Origin of the sequence: Enterococcus sp. AZ119 (genome assembly GCF_050546175.1) — a bacterium.
Taxonomy (GTDB): domain Bacteria; phylum Bacillota; class Bacilli; order Lactobacillales; family Enterococcaceae; genus Enterococcus; species Enterococcus faecalis.
The window spans coordinates 1,617,749-1,633,379 of record NZ_CP172951.1 but is presented as its reverse complement, the minus strand read 5'-3'; the positions used below and the strand labels follow the sequence as shown (position 1 = coordinate 1,633,379).

Genomic DNA, 15,631 nt, shown 5'->3' with positions numbered 1-15,631 from the left:
AATGGGAACTTCGATGATGACACAATTATTCGGTGAATTTTTCGGAACGATGATTTTAGTTTTACTAGGGGATGGCGTCTGTGCCGCAGTTAACTTGAAGAAAAGCAAAGCCTTTGCTTCTGGTTGGGTCGTTATTGCTTTAGGTTGGGGCGCTGCTGTTACATTAGCTGTTTACATGTCTGGGTATATGAGTCCAGCGCATTTAAATCCTGCTGTAACAGTTGCGATGGCAATTACTGGAAACTTTGAATGGGGCATGGTTTTACCTTATATCGTAGCTCAAGTCCTAGGCGGTTTTATTGGTGGTTTAGTTGTCTGGTTAGCTTATTTACCCCATTGGAACATTACAGAAGACAAAGGTGCTATTTTAGGAACCTTCGCCACTGGTCCAGCTGTCCGTAACTATCCAGCCAATGTTTTAACAGAAATTATCGGCACATTTGTCTTGGTTTTTGGTTTACTAGCCTTTTCTCAAAACGACTTAGCGGCTGGCATTAACCCAATGCTTGTTGGGATTTTGGTCTTAGGACTAGGTCTATCATTAGGCGGACCTACAGGTTATGCAATTAACCCTGCACGTGATTTAGGACCTCGTTTAGCGCACCAAATTATTCCTGTGAAAACAAAAGGTGATTCTGATTGGGCTTATTCTTGGGTGCCAATTGTGGGACCTATCTTAGGTGCTTCATTAGCTGCAGTAATTTATTTATTCACTATTTAATAAAATGAAATGTAAATAGTTGTTTTAGACAATAAAAAACGCTTGTGAGAAGTAATCAATTCTTGCAAGTGTTTTTTGCTACATATTAAACAAAAAAAGATTCCCTTAGACATTTAGACAATTTGTCCAAATGCGGAACAGAACAATTTTCCTATATGATACAATAAAAGTGCACAAGTAATTGGGGGAGTAACATTTCATACTTATTTGTCAATTTTAAGCTGGACAGTGTGTTATTCAGTAATATATACTAATTTAAAAAGGAGTAAATGATTTGAATGGGATAATGGTTTTGTTAGTGGGGACTGGGTACATTGGTTGGGTTATTTATAGAAATGGTCGTACGTATTTCCGTTATAAAAGAAATCTAAAAAAATATCAAACGACGCACCATCTAACGGACAGTGACCTAGAGATGTACCAAAGAATTATGGACGAATTAAAAAAACAAATTATTTATTTAAACGAACTAACGAATAAGTCACGAAATTTAAAAAAAATTGAACAAGTAGAACTGGGTGTTGCTTCCGCTAAGGGCATCTTTAAACACTTAGTGAAGTATCCTGAAGCAATTACTCATTTTAGTGATTTTTTATATCATAAGGTACCAGAGATTTTACGAGCATCAGAACGGTTTTTAAGCATTAAAGAAGATAAATTGTCAACAGAAGAAATAACACTTGCAACCAATGGTATCTTAAGTACCATACGAGCGTTGTCGGAAAGTATCACAGATGATTATGAAAGATTAGTCTCCGAAGCATCTGAGGAAATTGCCTTATCAAAAAAATTAGTGGAGAGAAAAAATGGCTAAACAAAAGAATTTTTATGATACATATGATGCGCTTTTTCAAAAGCCAAAATGGTCGTTTTTTCCTGTCACAAGAACAGACACAGTAAAGCAACTTCCTAACCCCAATAAAAAAGTGGTAAAACCACAGACGAAAAAAAAGAAAAAACAAAAAAAGAACAAAAAAATTATTTGGATAGGCATTGCTGTAGCAATTGGCTTTATAGTATATATTGATCTTGCGGAGAAAGATGATTATTGGGATTACTCCGCTTCATCAGAAGATGTTTATCCTTTAAAAGAAGCTGGACTTACCACAAAAAGAACTTTTTAATTTTACCTTCTACAGAGGAGTATCCAGATACAAAATATCTAGGCAATATCAGTTTTTATGAAAAAAGAGACTATTATACATCGGCAGGTATGTACCTTTCTGGCAATCTTGTCAACAGTCTTTCTGATTATTTGGATACAAGTAAAGAGTTTATCAAAGCATACCCAATTGATAAAATTGCTGATGTACAAACCGGCTATATTTTAAAACGGAATCAAGGATATACAGACATCTCAAAATATTATCTCTTTAAAGATGGGACAGGATTTGAATTAGAAGTCTCTGTTGACCAATTGGAAAAGGTCAAAGATCCCAAAGACTATTCTTCTTTTGTAAAAACATACGCAAAAGAAGTCGCTTTTATAGAAAAAAGTTTTAAATTTGAGTCTACTGATGAGGAATCTCGATAGAGAAAATAGTTTTCAGCTTCAAGTAGCGCCTAGCAATACCTTTGTTGAAAAAATGTAAGAGCCTGAGACAAAAAACACTTTGGATTTTTGTCTCAGGCTTAAAAACTGATCGGCAGTGGAAGCGTAGCACTTTAAGGACTGAAGTACGCTACTAGATTGTCTTTGAAGGTAACATAGAAAAGAACAGCAATATACAAGCGACCTACAAACTATTTTCTGTCAGACTAAAACTGGCAGAAGTGGTTTGTAGGTCGCTTGTTTTCATTATGGCTGGTGAGACAGGTTGGCGCTTGATGTTTGTTTTAATATTGCAAATCAAAAATGGCGATACTTATTTTACTGAAAATTAGTTCCCAATCTTCTCGGGTTAATTCTTCTTCTAAAATGTAAATTCGGTCTATTTCTTTTGGTAAATCAAATAAGGGATAGTCAGTAATCACAATATCACAACTAGAAAAATCGGTTCGTTCAAAAATAATATCCTCACTAAATGCTTGCTTGATTTTCATCATAATAAAGCTAGCAATGTAAAAATCGCGAGAATATGCAACACCAATTTTAATTTTTTTGCGGGGACTATAGTGCTTATAAATTCGTAACAACAATTCACATGTCCAAATTGGGTTCTCCTGATCCTTAAATCTTAACTGATAAGGGGAATGCGCTGAAAAGTTTCGATAAAAAGCATAAATTTTTTTCTGTAAATCTTTTTGATAAGTACTATTTTTATTGACTAAAAAATCTAGAATTGCGGTATTTGGTTGCTGCGAAATAAATAATTGGTTATAGATAATATTTTTAAATAAAATAAGTAAGAAGTAATGACGATCAAATTCACGCATTTTTGGAATTTGAAAAACTTCGCAAAAATTGGTTAATAAAGAATCAACGTAGAAATATTCTGGGCAAGAAATTTCATTTAGAGCAACCAGTAAATCTTTGGCTCGTTTTGCTGAATCAAAATTATCAATGGCAATGGGTGCAATGATATCTACAACCCGCTGTTGATCTTCTGAAAAATTTGATTGGGAACAAAAAATAGTTTGTTTTGAGTCTGAGAAAAGCCTTAAATAAGGATGTTCTTCAAATTCTTTTTGGAGATCATCTTCACAAGTATATGGAAAGCGATATTTTGCGATGTGTAAAAGTAAATTTAATTTTAGTAGAGAAGCGTGTTCCAAGCGTTCAAGAATTTCTGGTTTAATATGTTGCGTCAGTATATCTTCAAAATAAGTAGAGGTATAACGTGGTAAGGCTAAGGTATTTAAAAAGATGGTCCAGTAGACATCAAGAAAAGCATATAGGACTTGAAATTCAGAACCTGTAATCACTTTACTCGCGGAGGGGGAAAAATGGACGGAAATTCCATACAAACCAAATAGTTTATTAATGTTATTTAACCGTTTGTAAATGTAAGATGAGCTAAAATTAGTTTCTTGACTCACTTTCCAGACAGAATTGTTTTCTTTTTTGATAATTGCTTGAAAAAGAATGAAGTCAGTAGAATGGACACAGTAATAATTAAATAATAAAAAATAGTGGGAAAGAAAATCATTGGAAGTCGTATGTAATGAAATTTTTCCGTGATGGATCTGAATCTCTAAGGTATTTTCAGGAAGGGTTGCTAAGTCTTCTTGAATTTCACGAAGATAAATTGATAAATTTTTAGTAGAAAGATCGAATTTTCGGGCAACACTAGATAAATCAAGGTTCGTTTGTTTTGCTAAGTATAAAAAGACAGCCAATTTTTTTTGTGTTTTCTTTGAAAGTAAAAATGTTTTTATGGCATCTTGTGTTTTGATGAGACTCACTCCTTAGTAATAACTTCTCTTTTATTATAATAGTTCGCCTAATAAATTGTAATAAAAAAGAACAATTCTCATTGGTTTATGAGAAAATAACAAGATATTCAGCAGGAAAACACCTGTGTCAGTCGACACAGGTGTTACGATGAGCAAAAAGAGCGGGTTCTTTTTTTATCAAATAATTTTCCAAAGTGACGTGATCAACTAAAGAATCAATCACCCCTTCTTTAGAAACTGAAAATCCTGCAGCCTGAATTGCTATTTGAATGGCTGCTTCAGTCGGATAACCTTTCGAAAGATAGGAGGCGAGCGCGCTGATAAAGCTGTCACTGGCACCAGTACTATCCACAGCTATATTTTCTGTTGCAGGGAAATAGTGGCACACTTGGGGTGTTTTTAATAACACGCCTTTTTTTCCTAAAGTAACAATGACATTTTTTACGCCCATTTCTAAGAAGTACGCCGCTTTCTCTTCTAATGTACCAGTATCTGGTTGAAGTTCCAATAATTCATCTTCATTGGGAATGAAAAAATCAACCTTTTCTAGTATATTCACTGGAATATGATGAATAGCAGCTGGTTTTAAAATAATCGGTACGCCTGAATGTTGGGCAATTTCACAAGCTTTCTCTACAGCAGACAAAGGAATTTCTGTTTGAATGAGACAAAAACTGGCATCCATAAATAGGTGTTTTTGCTGTGCGATTTTTTTAGGTGTAAGCGCTGTGTTTGCACCAGGTAAGATTGAAATCATGGAGTCGCCGCTTGTCTCAACATAAATATAAGCTTGACCAGTCTCAGTATCTTGAATACGTGTGATACCATCTGTCGTAACGTGGTATTTTTCTAATTCTTTATATAAGTAATTCGCATCTGTGTCTGAGCCTAAACAACCAATTAGGGTGGCTTGATGCCCCAGTTTGGTTAAGCCAACAGCTTGATTTAATCCTTTTCCACCGGGGAATTTAGCATAGCTAGACAAAAAATTTGTTTTGCCGTTATGTGGTAAATTTGTTGAATACAGATAATTATCAACGTTTAAACTACCCACTACAATCATTTTGCTATGTGGATTAACACTAGACATGCCTAATGTATTTTTGTGATCTAGCACCAATTTTTCAGCGTCATTAATCAAGGCTGTTTTTTCTTTGCGTTTGTTAAGCAATAATAAGGCTAACTGGCTACCAAACGTCTCTGTATCTAATAAGACGGAAGAAATATGATCAGGTAAAAATGAACGATCAATTTTTCGCTTAATTGCGAGTAAAGAGTAATTATCGGGGGTTCGCAAACCGCTCTGCTTTAAAAGCTGTTCCAAAAAAACAGCCTGGGTATAGTCATCAGTAAGGATACCCGTAATCCCATCTGTGATAAGCTGATTACTGAAATCAGCAGGGATAGTAGTTAAAATATTTTCTTTACTAAAGGGTAAATTGACATCAAACAAGGCTTTTTTATAGCCTGCAATAATTGCTTCTTTATATTTTGGGTTAGTGACGAAATAACTAATTTTTTTATGGTTATTCTGTAATAATTCTTGGGTTAAAACATAACTAGCTTCTTCATAAAGCCCCGCTAGAGAAGGTAATTCGTTAGTTGAGTGATTGACGAAATAGTAAGGAATCGTTAATTCTTCTATAAATTTCGCGTATTGTTTACTGTTTTCATTGATTGGGTCCCAAATAATGCCACTGGCTTGTTTTAAAGTTGGCGAGGTAATATTTTTCAGTTCTTGTTCTAAACTACCGTGACTATTTAAAATCAAGCAGTTATAGCCATTTTCTTGAGCTTTATCAATAAAGCTCGTAACCCAAGCCTCAAAAGTTTCATGGCTATTTAATAATAACACGAAGGTTTTTGTAGTACTATTTGTGACGAGATTTGCTGAGTAAGGTGTGTAGTTGTAATCTCGAACGATTTTTAAGACACGCTCACGGGTTTCTTTACTAATAGTTTGATCTTTATTATTTATAATTTTGGATACAGTTGAAGCGGAAACGCCAGCTAATTTTGCAATATCTTTAATATTCATCATTTTCGTCCTTTCACTGAACTCTTTTTTATAGTAAGCATTCTAAAAGCAGAAAGTCAAGAAAAAGCCTAATTATTTATTATTTAGAAATTCTGCTTGACTTTTAATGAAAGCGCTGTTAATCTCAAGTTAAGAAAACGTTTCCGGAAATGTTTTTCCTAAATGTGAATGGAGGAAGAAAAATGGATACAAAGAAAAGACCAATCATTATTGATACGGACCCAGGAATTGATGATGCTGTAGCTTTAGCGATTGCACTGAATCATCCTAACCTAGAAGTTCGCTTAATAACGACGGTTGCAGGGAATGTAGATGTAGAAAAAACAACAAATAATGCCTTGAAACTTGTCGATTTTTTTGGGAAAAAGGTTCCTGTAGCCAAGGGGTGTAATTGTCCGTTACTTATTCAATTGGAAGATTCTGCTGAGATTCATGGGGAGACTGGCATGGATGGCTTTGAGTTTCCGCAACCTATCTCTACGTGTTTAGATATTCATGCAGTGGAAGCTATGCGAAAAGAAATTCTGTCTAGTGATGTTCCTTTGACCATTGTTCCAATTGCTGCATTAACGAATATTGCTTTGTTACTGACCCTCTATCCAGAAGTCAAAGAAAATATTGCAGAAATCGTCATGATGGGTGGCTCATTAGCAAGGGGAAATACAAATACAAGTGCCGAATTTAATACGTATGTCGATCCACACGCTGCACAAATTGTTTTCCAATCAGGTGTCCCGCTAACAATGGTAGGATTAGATGTTACAAGTCAAGCTGTGTTAACGAATCATGAAGTAACAGCCATCAGAGCGCTTGGCAGAGTGGGGGAAATGTTTTATGGTCTTTTCCGTCATTATAGAGGCGGCAGTTTAACTACAGGTTTGAAAATGCATGATGTCTGTGCGATTGCCTATTTAACTTCACCAGAATTATTTGAGACAACTGAAACGTTCATTGAAGTTGCTTTGGAAGGTCCAGCTGCGGGAGCTACTGTTGCGGATTTAAAAATGAAGTATCATAAAAACACGAATGCCGTTGCCTGTATAGATGTAAACGTTGAAGCTTTTCAAAAATGGGTTGTCGAAAAAATGAAAGCGGTTAATTAACTGAAGGAGGATAAGTATGATTGAAAGTTTATTGGTATTGGTCGTTTTAGTTGTTGTAGCCTATTTGATTGTAAAAAATTATCATCCCGCACTCAGCTTAATTATTGGTGCGCTTGTTCTACTTGCATGTGCATGGATGCTAGGACATCCCATTTATCCTGCAGGGGAAGGAACCGGTTTTGGATTATTTGATATTTTCTTGAAGTTTAAAGATACAATTATTGCACAAGTGAGTTCAGCAGGAATTGTAATTATGATTCTTTTTGGTTATTCAGGCTATATGAATGCAATCGGGGCCAATCAGATGGCTGTCAACTTTTTGGTGAAACCATTAATGAAGATTAAACGTAAATCGTTATTTGTCCCTGTGGTCTTTTTAATTGGAAATTTAATGTCACTAGTAGTTCCTAGTGCATCAAGCTTAGCGATTATTTTAATGTCTATATTATATCCGATGCTAGCCAGCATGGGGATTTCATCATTAACTGCTGCAGGTGTGATTGCAATGACGGCAACTATCATGCCAACACCTTTAGGCGCGGATAACGTAATCGCCGCAAATACCCTTGGTTATGATGTGTTAAATTATGTTGTATGGAATGCCAAAATTTCGCTGCCATCGTTATTAATCATTGCGGTTGCACAGTACTTCTGGCAAAAATACTGCGATAAAAAAGAAGGTGAGGCTGCCTATGTCTCATTAAATGAAGAAGGCTTAAGCAAACAAAAAGAATTTGATGTTCCTAAATTTTATGCAATATTGCCAATATTACCGCTATTATTAATTGTTGGAGTAGGAATCGCAGGAATGTTTATTAAAGGAATAACGATGGATATTTTTGTTCTTACATTTATTTCTTTCTTCATTGCTGTATTGGTTGAGACGCTTCGCTTGAAATCTTTTAAAAAGGTTCAAGATACGGCTGTCGAGATGTTTAAAGGAATGGGGCAAGGGTTTAGTCAAGTTGTGATGCTTGTCGTAGGCGGTTCATTGTTCACGTCTGCGATTCAAACGTTAGGAATTATTGATAGTATTATGGCATCTGTCGAAGCATCAAGTTCAGCAGGAATTGTCACGACCTTAATTTTCAGCGGTGCAACGACCCTTTTTGGAATTTTAAGCGGTGGTGGACTGGCAATGTTTTATGCGGTTATCGAACTAATCCCTGGGATTGCCGAAAAAGCTGGGATTGATGGTATTTTAATTTCCTTGCCAATGCAGATGATTGCGAATTTAACTAGAACGATTTCTCCTGTAGCAGCAGTTGTCATGATTGTCGCATCAACAGTAGGAGTTAGTCCCATCAGAATTTTAAAACGGACGAGTGTACCGACCATCATTGGCATTATTAGTGTGATTGTCTTATCGATTCTATTGTTACCTTATTAAGAGAATAAACAATGAAAATTAGAGTGGCTGATGAGAAAGAGTTACCGATGATTCTTCAATTTTTAACAGAAGTAAAGGCATATATGGATGTTGTGGGCATTACACAGTGGACAAAGGACTATCCTTCTCAAGGAGATATCCAAGAAGACATTACAAAAAAACGATTATATTTGCTAGTGCACGAAGAAATGATTTTTTCAATGGCAACGTTATGTATGGAGCAGGAACAAGACTTTGTTTGGTTAAAGCGCTTTGCAACTTCGCCTAATTATATTGCCAAGGGTTATGGCAGTTTGTTGTTCCATGAATTGGAGAAACGAGCAGTCTGGGAAGGAAGACGTAAAATGTATGCTCAGACTAATCATACAAACCATAGAATGATTCGATTTTTCGAAAGTAAAGGGTTCACAAAAATTCATGAATCTTTACAAATGAATCGCTTAGACTTTGGCTCTTTTTATTTATACGTTAAAGAATTGGAGAACCAATCCATCGTTTAAAATAAGAAAACAGGAGTCAGATGCAAACATTAATTAGCATCTGACTCCTGTTATTTTCCAAGGAAATAGTCAACTTAATTATACAAATAAAACACAAACACATTCGGAAACAGCAACATCTTTTTGAATCATTTCTAATAAGCCTGTTTCTTGGTTCCGACGATAAAGTGTTAAGTTATCAGAGTCTTGATTAGCGACAACAACGAAATCTTCAGAAGGATCTAAATCAAAATCTCTCGGAATATCGCCTTCTGTTGAAATTAATTGAATTCGTTCAATCGCTTCGCCATTTTCTGAAACAGCATAGACAGCAATTGAGTTATGGCCACGGTTTGAAGCATAAAGGAAACGGCCATCAGAAGAAATACGAATCGCAGCGCCACCATTAAACGCATCATAATCAGCAGGTAAAGTAGAAACTTTTTGTAATTCAGTGAAAGAACCATCTGTTTCATCATATGAAAGAACTGAAACAGTGCTATCTAACTCACCAAATAAATAAGCCAATGATTTTGTTGGGTGGAACACTAAATGACGTGGACCAGTCCCTGGCTCAGTCACGAATTGAGCGATTTCAGAAAGCTTTCCATCTAAGCTAACATTATACGTATACACACGATCGGTTCCTAGATCACAGACGACTAAGCGTTGATCAGGCGTCAAATCTGTGTAATGAACATGGGCATTGTTTTGGTTTTCATGAGGACCAGTTGGCTCTGTATGAATCACTTTGTCAGCATCTTCCAAAGAACCATCTTCTAAGATACGATACACGTGAACGATACCTTGGTGATAATTTGCTGCATAGACAAGTTGTCGGTTTTCGTCAACAGCTACATAACATGGCGGCGCACCTTCCTCAGTTACTTTATTCAATAAGTTAAAATGGTCCATTTCTGGTTGATAAGCGGCAGTGCCACCTTCACCGTCAACACTAGTGACGCTAAAAAGTTCGCCCTTTTGACTCAGAGCAAGATAGGTAGGACTCGTTTCTTCTAACAAAAGTGTCGCTTCTGTTAAACGACCTTGTGTCGTATCTAATGCAATTTTATAAATGCCTTGGCTGGCTCTTCGAGTATAGGTACCTAGTAAAATTTGTTCTAACATCACAATTCCTCCAATTTGTTTCAACACAATCACTTTTTATGAAAGTGCTTTTATATAATGTAGTATACCATAAGAAGTCTAAGAACAATAAAACTTTCTATCTGAGATGTTCGCATTTTAAAGTGGTTTGTGCTATTATGATGAGAGACTGTGATGACAGTCATTTTTTGATTTTTAGAGGGGTGACGAACATGTACGACAATACGGATAATAACGGGACCGTTCGTTGTTCATTTTGTGGGAAAACACAAGAAGAAGTAAAAAAAATTGTTGCTGGTCCGGGTGTCTATATTTGTAATGAATGTATTGATCTATGTAAAGAGATTATTGATGAAGAATTTTATGATGAAGCAGTCCGAGAATTAACGGATGTGCCAAAACCCCAAGAAATTTTAAATGTTTTAAATGAATATGTTATTGGACAAGAACGTGCAAAACGCACACTTTCTGTTGCTGTTTACAATCACTATAAACGTGTGAATCAATCAGAAACAGCTGCAACTCAAGATGACGTTGAATTGCAAAAAAGTAACATTTGTTTAATTGGACCAACAGGTTCAGGTAAAACTTTCTTGGCTCAAACGTTAGCAAAAACATTAAATGTACCTTTTGCAATCGCTGATGCGACCAGTTTAACAGAAGCAGGTTATGTAGGGGAAGATGTTGAAAATATCCTTTTAAAATTACTACAATCTGCTGACTATAATGTTGAACGCGCGGAAAAGGGCATTATCTATATTGATGAGATTGATAAAATTGCCCGTAAGAGTGAAAATGTTTCGATTACTCGAGATGTTTCAGGTGAGGGTGTTCAACAAGCCTTACTAAAAATTCTTGAAGGAACAGTTGCAAGTGTACCACCACAAGGGGGCCGCAAACATCCACATCAAGAATTTATCCAAATTGACACAACGAATGTTCTCTTCATCGTTGGTGGAGCATTTGATGGGATTGAAACCATTGTTAAAAACCGCTTAGGCGAAAAAACTATTGGTTTTGGTAAAACTAATTCTGCTTTAAATGAAGAAGAAAGCATCATGCAACATATTATTCCAGAAGATTTATTGAAATTTGGTTTAATTCCAGAATTTATTGGACGCTTACCTGTAATGGCTGCGCTTGATAAATTAACGAATGATGATTTAGTTCGAATTTTAACAGAACCGAAGAATGCCTTGGTGAAACAATATCAAAAATTATTGTCTCTTGATGACACTAAATTAGAATTTGAACCAGAAGCATTAAAAGCCATCGCAGCCAAAGCCATTGAACGTAATACTGGCGCACGCGGACTTCGCTCAATCATTGAAGAAATTATGATGGACGTAATGTTTGATGTTCCTTCAGATGAAAGTATTGAAAAAGTTATCATTACTAAAATGGCCGCTGAAGGTACCGGTAAACCAACAATTATTTATAACAAAAAAGATAAAGAAGCTGTATAAGATTGAAGCTGAAAACAGCTCTTTCGGCGGATCTCCGAAAGAGCTGTTTTTGTTAAGCTTTTGAATGAAAGACTGAATAGAAGAACGGAGGAAAACAATGAACGTACATAATGCAGAAATCGTGATTAGTGCGGTATCCCCTAAACAATACCCTGAATCTCAATTACCAGAGATTGCTTTAGCTGGACGTTCGAACGTTGGGAAATCATCTTTTATTAATACCTTGATTAATCGTAAAAATTTAGCAAGAACTTCAGGCAAACCTGGTAAAACGCAAACGCTAAACTTTTATTTAATTGAGGATGCCTTACACTTTGTGGATGTTCCTGGCTATGGTTATGCCAAAGTTTCTAAAACAGAACGTGCGAAGTGGGGAAAAATGATTGAAACGTATATCACGCAACGTGAGCAATTACGTGCAGTCGTTTCTTTAATTGATTTACGTCATCCGCCGACCCAAGATGATATCCAAATGTATGAATTTTTGAAATACTATGATTTGCCAGTTATTATTGTGGCAACTAAGGCAGACAAAATTCCGCGAGGCAAATGGAACAAACACGAGAGTGTCATCAAAAAAGCCTTGAATTTTGATAAACAAGATGACTTTATTATTTTCTCTTCTGAAACAAAAGAAGGAAAAGAAGCAGCTTGGACAGCAATTGAAAAGTTTCTATAGAAAAAAACAAGCAAAATTACTCTTTTGCTTGTTTTTTTGCTTCTTCTTTTTTTGCTTCTTGTCGTTGTTTTGCCAGTTCTTCAAGAGGTACTTCTTTCTTTAATGGATCAACGGCGAAAGAATCGAAGAGTTTATCTAAGTCATTGGAACGTTCAAATTTTAATCCCATTTACTAAGCCTCCATTCCTTTTTTTTATAGTGTAGCACGTTTTTTTTCATTTGGATAGCAACAGAAATGTAAGAATTCGTCATAGGTGCACCTGGTGTAATTTCTCGTAACTAAGACTTGCCAAACATGAAAAAACAAGCTATTCTTTAGTAAGAATTAGTTAGAAAGAAGGCACTTTATGAAAAATCCGTTAATCGGCGGTGTTCGTTTTTATCAACGATTTATTTCTCCAGGATTGCCTGCACGTTGTCGCTATTACCCAACGTGTTCACAATATATGATTGATGCAATTCATACACATGGAAGTGTCAAAGGAACAACGATGGGGGTAGCACGGATTTTACGATGTCATCCTTTTGTTAAAGGCGGCATTGACTATGTTCCGTTGAAATTTCGCTTGACGAAAAATCCTGATGAGACCTATCATGGACCGTATACGTATCGAAGAAATAAGAAAACAGAAGTAGAAAAGGATGGATAAATATGGCAATTTTAGCATTTGATCTTGGCGGTTCTTCCGTGAAATACGGCGTTTGGACAGGCAAAGAATTAACAAATCAAGGGAGCTTTCCAACACCTGGCTCTTGGGAAGAAATGAAAGCGCATTTATATTCGGTTTATGCAGACAAAAGAAATGAGTCGATTAGTGGTGTTGCTTTTAGTTCACCTGGAGTAGTTGACGAAAAAAGTCAACAGATTTTAGGGATTTCCGCCATTCCATATATTCATCATTTTAACATTTATGAAGAATTAGAAGCGTTGTTTGGCTTACCAGTGACTATCGAAAATGATGCGAATTGTGCTGGTTTAGCTGAGATATATGAAGGCGCGGCGAAAGGGAAAAAAGAAGTGCTTTTTGTCGTTATTGGGACAGGAATTGGCGGAGCGATTTTTCGCAATGGTGAATTGTACAAAGGCGCTCATTTATATGGAGGCGAGTTTGGACTGAACTTTTTAAGTAATGGCCAAACATTCAGTGAAATTGGCACAGCTGTCAAAATGGCTCAGCGCTATTGTGAACGAATTGGAGTCGAAAAACAGGCGGTGACAGGAGAAGAAGTTTTTGAACTGGCACAACGAGGGGATGAGATTGCTCGCGAAGAAGTCAATAATTTTTATGATTATTTAACACAAGGATTATTCGGCTTACAGTTTTCTTATGATCCTGAAATGATTGTACTCGGAGGCGGTGTTTCTGCTAAAGAAGGCTTATTAGCAGAGATTAATCGCCGGATGCTAACGCATTTACAAACCTTTGAATTAAAAGATTTTGTTCCAGAAATCGTGACCTGCCATTATCAAAATGATGCCAACTTGATTGGCGCAGCCGCCAACTTTCAAGCAAAAACGAATTGGGAACTATAAAGAAACAGCCGATTGTTATTCTCTTCAATCGGCTGTTTCTTTATTTATTTGCCTTGTCGTCAGTGTTTTCTTCTGCAGCAATCCGCGCTTGAACTTGTTGGCGTAAAGCTTCTAGTTCTTTTTCTTTCTTTTCTAATTCAGCTAAATCTTCAGAAATTTCATGGGCTTCTTCTGCTGGCTTAGGTTGTAAAAAGACGTTTAAACCAATCGCTATAAAGGTCCCAATGAATGTATCCAACACACGTTCCATTGCATATTGAAAGGAATCGCTTTGCGGAATACTTAAAGAAATCATTAAAAGTGTCGCAGTTGCAGAAATGATTCCAGCATTGTTATTAATCCCATCAGAAACAACGATGACGATAATGACTAAAAGTGGTAGTAGCAGTAATTCTACTAAGTGTTGATTAGGAAAATAATCTTGTGCTAATACATAAAGCAAAGCTAAAAAGCCACCCAATGTGTTTCCAATAATGCGCGATTTTCCAAAAGACAAACTGGTATTTAAATCTTGTCTTAGCGAAAAAACAGCTGCTAAACAGGCAATCATAGGTGAGCCACGATGGAAAAATTGAAATAAAAGAATACACAGCATGACAGCAATTGCTGTTTTTAACGTTCGCATGCCTAAACGAAATCGACCCACTATCATAAATATTCGCTCCTAAATAACTTTTCTCTTTAATGATAACCGAAATAGAGGTAAAATTACTAGAGAAAAGTGAAGAATTATTATTTTTTAAGGGGAGTATGCATGAAAATTGGTTTACGAACAGTCAAGACAGCCATTAGCGCTGCATTAGCAATGATTATTGCGGAAAAACTGGGATTACTTTATGCCCCTTCGGCAGGGATTATTTCGGTTTTAAGTGTTACTAGCACGAAAAAAACATCTGTCATGACAGGAATTTATCGTTTGTTATCCTTAGCTTTGGCAACTATTTTAGCGTATATTTGTTTTACTTTTTTAGGTTTTACAGCGATTGCTTTTGGTATTTTTTTGTTATTATTTATTCCAGCAGCTGTGTATTTTCAATTATCTGATGGGATTGTTGTGAGTTCCGTTTTGGTAACTCATTATTTAGTCGAAAAAAATCTTTCTTGGGCGATTATTGGAAATGAATTTTTATTAATGAGTATTGGTGTGGGACTAGCGTTATTAGCTAATTCTTATATGCCTGATACAGAAAAACGTTTAAGAGAAGACCAAGAAGTCATTGAAACAATGTTTCGTAAAATTTTAAGGGAAATGGCGCTACATTTAAACAACGCTGCAGGAGAGCGAAATTTGGTCATGCATTGTGCAGATTTAAAAACCTTTATTCGCACAGGCGAGACGTGGGCCAAAAATCATGCCGAGAATCAATTGCTGTCTACCAATACGTACTATTTAGAGTACTTTGCGATGAGAAAAATGCAAAGTAATATTCTAAAAAACATGTTGGAATTATTAGAAGATATTACTGTTGATGCGCAACAAGTTCGCTATATTCAACAATTATTGGAATATACGGCAGAAACATTTGCAGAGAATAATGATGGACAAGAAATTATGAATCGAATTAAGACCGTTTATGAAACCTATCGCACAAAACCATTGCCGCAAACAAGAAGTGAATTTGAAAATCGGGCGCGACTCTTTCAGTTTTTACAATTGTTTCAGTCATTCATTCAAGTCAAAGCGGACTTTGCCAAATTACAACTAGATAAATAAACAAAAAAGAAACCTTTTTAAACGGAGGTTTCTTTTTTTGTTCTCTTAAAAATTCAGGCAAGTT

15 protein-coding genes and 1 pseudogene are annotated in these 15,631 nt (G+C 35.9%); 11 read left to right on the top strand and 5 right to left on the bottom strand.

Going from position 1 to position 15,631, the window contains the following annotated elements:
* The first annotated feature begins 1 nt into the window (after nt 1).
* The 3 genes and pseudogenes from IGL37_RS08045 (at nt 2) to IGL37_RS08035 (ending at nt 2,255) form a co-directional block, all read left to right on the top strand.
* Nucleotides 2–721 carry an MIP/aquaporin family protein gene (locus IGL37_RS08045; RefSeq protein ID WP_002357140.1) on the top strand — a complete coding sequence of 240 codons (720 nt, stop codon included), beginning with the start codon at nt 2–4 and terminating at the stop codon, nt 719–721.
* Between the two features lie 286 nt (nt 722–1,007).
* Complete coding sequence (locus IGL37_RS08040) at nt 1,008–1,535, top strand: 5-bromo-4-chloroindolyl phosphate hydrolysis family protein (RefSeq protein WP_281517357.1); 528 nt, start codon at nt 1,008–1,010, stop codon at nt 1,533–1,535.
* A pseudogene (locus IGL37_RS08035) lies at nt 1,528–2,255 on the top strand (hypothetical protein). The gene IGL37_RS08040 and the pseudogene IGL37_RS08035 overlap by 8 nt, the downstream one beginning before the upstream one ends.
* 302 nt (nt 2,256–2,557) lie before the next feature.
* Here the strand turns inward: IGL37_RS08035 and IGL37_RS08030 are convergent.
* Together IGL37_RS08030 and IGL37_RS08025 are read right to left on the bottom strand one after the other, a co-directional pair.
* Nucleotides 2,558–4,066, bottom strand: a complete 1,509-nt coding sequence (locus IGL37_RS08030; protein ID WP_002364143.1) for a helix-turn-helix domain-containing protein — start codon at nt 4,064–4,066, stop codon at nt 2,558–2,560.
* A gap of 118 nt (nt 4,067–4,184) precedes the next feature.
* Nucleotides 4,185–6,098, bottom strand: coding sequence for a PfkB family carbohydrate kinase (locus IGL37_RS08025; protein WP_010819456.1), 1,914 nt, complete (start codon nt 6,096–6,098; stop codon nt 4,185–4,187).
* Between the two features lie 146 nt (nt 6,099–6,244).
* Here IGL37_RS08025 and rihC point away from each other — a divergent pair, with 146 nt between their 5' ends.
* Genes rihC through IGL37_RS08010 form a run of 3 tightly spaced genes read left to right on the top strand, consistent with a single transcriptional unit; the run spans nt 6,245 to nt 9,088 of the window.
* Nucleotides 6,245–7,198, top strand: coding sequence for a ribonucleoside hydrolase RihC (gene rihC, locus IGL37_RS08020; RefSeq protein ID WP_002383111.1), 954 nt, complete (start codon nt 6,245–6,247; stop codon nt 7,196–7,198).
* A gap of 16 nt (nt 7,199–7,214) precedes the next feature.
* Nucleotides 7,215–8,588: a C4-dicarboxylate transporter DcuC gene (gene dcuC, locus IGL37_RS08015; RefSeq protein ID WP_002360057.1), complete on the top strand. Its 1,374-nt coding sequence runs from the start codon at nt 7,215–7,217 to the stop codon at nt 8,586–8,588.
* A gap of 11 nt (nt 8,589–8,599) precedes the next feature.
* Entirely contained in the window at nt 8,600–9,088 is a 489-nt protein-coding gene (locus IGL37_RS08010; RefSeq protein WP_002381769.1) for a GNAT family N-acetyltransferase, read from the top strand.
* A 78-nt stretch (nt 9,089–9,166) separates the two neighbouring features.
* Here IGL37_RS08010 and IGL37_RS08005 read toward each other — a convergent pair whose 3' ends face one another.
* On the bottom strand, nt 9,167–10,195 hold the full coding sequence (locus tag IGL37_RS08005; RefSeq protein WP_033917902.1) for a lactonase family protein: 1,029 nt from the start codon (nt 10,193–10,195) through the stop codon (nt 9,167–9,169).
* Nucleotides 10,196–10,386: 191 nt separating this feature from the next.
* Between IGL37_RS08005 and clpX the strand changes: the two genes are divergently transcribed.
* Both clpX and yihA read left to right on the top strand, forming a co-directional pair.
* The gene (gene clpX / locus IGL37_RS08000) at nt 10,387–11,640 is read left to right on the top strand and encodes an ATP-dependent Clp protease ATP-binding subunit ClpX (RefSeq protein ID WP_002357154.1); all 1,254 of its coding nucleotides are present in this window, start codon (nt 10,387–10,389) and stop codon (nt 11,638–11,640) included.
* A gap of 97 nt (nt 11,641–11,737) precedes the next feature.
* A complete protein-coding gene (gene yihA / locus IGL37_RS07995) occupies nt 11,738–12,319 on the top strand; it encodes a ribosome biogenesis GTP-binding protein YihA/YsxC (RefSeq protein ID WP_002357155.1) in 582 nt (193 codons plus the stop codon).
* A gap of 16 nt (nt 12,320–12,335) precedes the next feature.
* Here the strand turns inward: yihA and IGL37_RS07990 are convergent, their stop codons facing one another.
* Nucleotides 12,336–12,488: an SPJ_0845 family protein gene (locus IGL37_RS07990; protein WP_002362024.1), complete on the bottom strand. Its 153-nt coding sequence runs from the start codon at nt 12,486–12,488 to the stop codon at nt 12,336–12,338.
* Between the two features lie 178 nt (nt 12,489–12,666).
* Here IGL37_RS07990 and yidD point away from each other — a divergent pair, with 178 nt between their 5' ends.
* Both yidD and IGL37_RS07980 read left to right on the top strand, forming a co-directional pair.
* Entirely contained in the window at nt 12,667–12,969 is a 303-nt protein-coding gene (yidD, locus tag IGL37_RS07985) for a membrane protein insertion efficiency factor YidD (RefSeq protein WP_002357157.1), read from the top strand.
* A gap of 2 nt (nt 12,970–12,971) precedes the next feature.
* Nucleotides 12,972–13,853 carry an ROK family protein gene (locus IGL37_RS07980; RefSeq protein ID WP_002360061.1) on the top strand — a complete coding sequence of 294 codons (882 nt, stop codon included), beginning with the start codon at nt 12,972–12,974 and terminating at the stop codon, nt 13,851–13,853.
* Nucleotides 13,854–13,893: 40 nt separating this feature from the next.
* Here IGL37_RS07980 and IGL37_RS07975 read toward each other — a convergent pair whose 3' ends face one another.
* Nucleotides 13,894–14,505, bottom strand: coding sequence for an FUSC family protein (locus IGL37_RS07975; RefSeq protein ID WP_002365791.1), 612 nt, complete (start codon nt 14,503–14,505; stop codon nt 13,894–13,896).
* Nucleotides 14,506–14,607: 102 nt separating this feature from the next.
* On the opposite strand from IGL37_RS07975, the gene IGL37_RS07970 reads away from it, so the two are divergent.
* Nucleotides 14,608–15,567 (top strand): aromatic acid exporter family protein, encoded by a 960-nt coding sequence (locus IGL37_RS07970; protein ID WP_002360063.1) that lies wholly within the window; start codon nt 14,608–14,610, stop codon nt 15,565–15,567.
* Nucleotides 15,568–15,631: the final 64 nt, after the last annotated feature.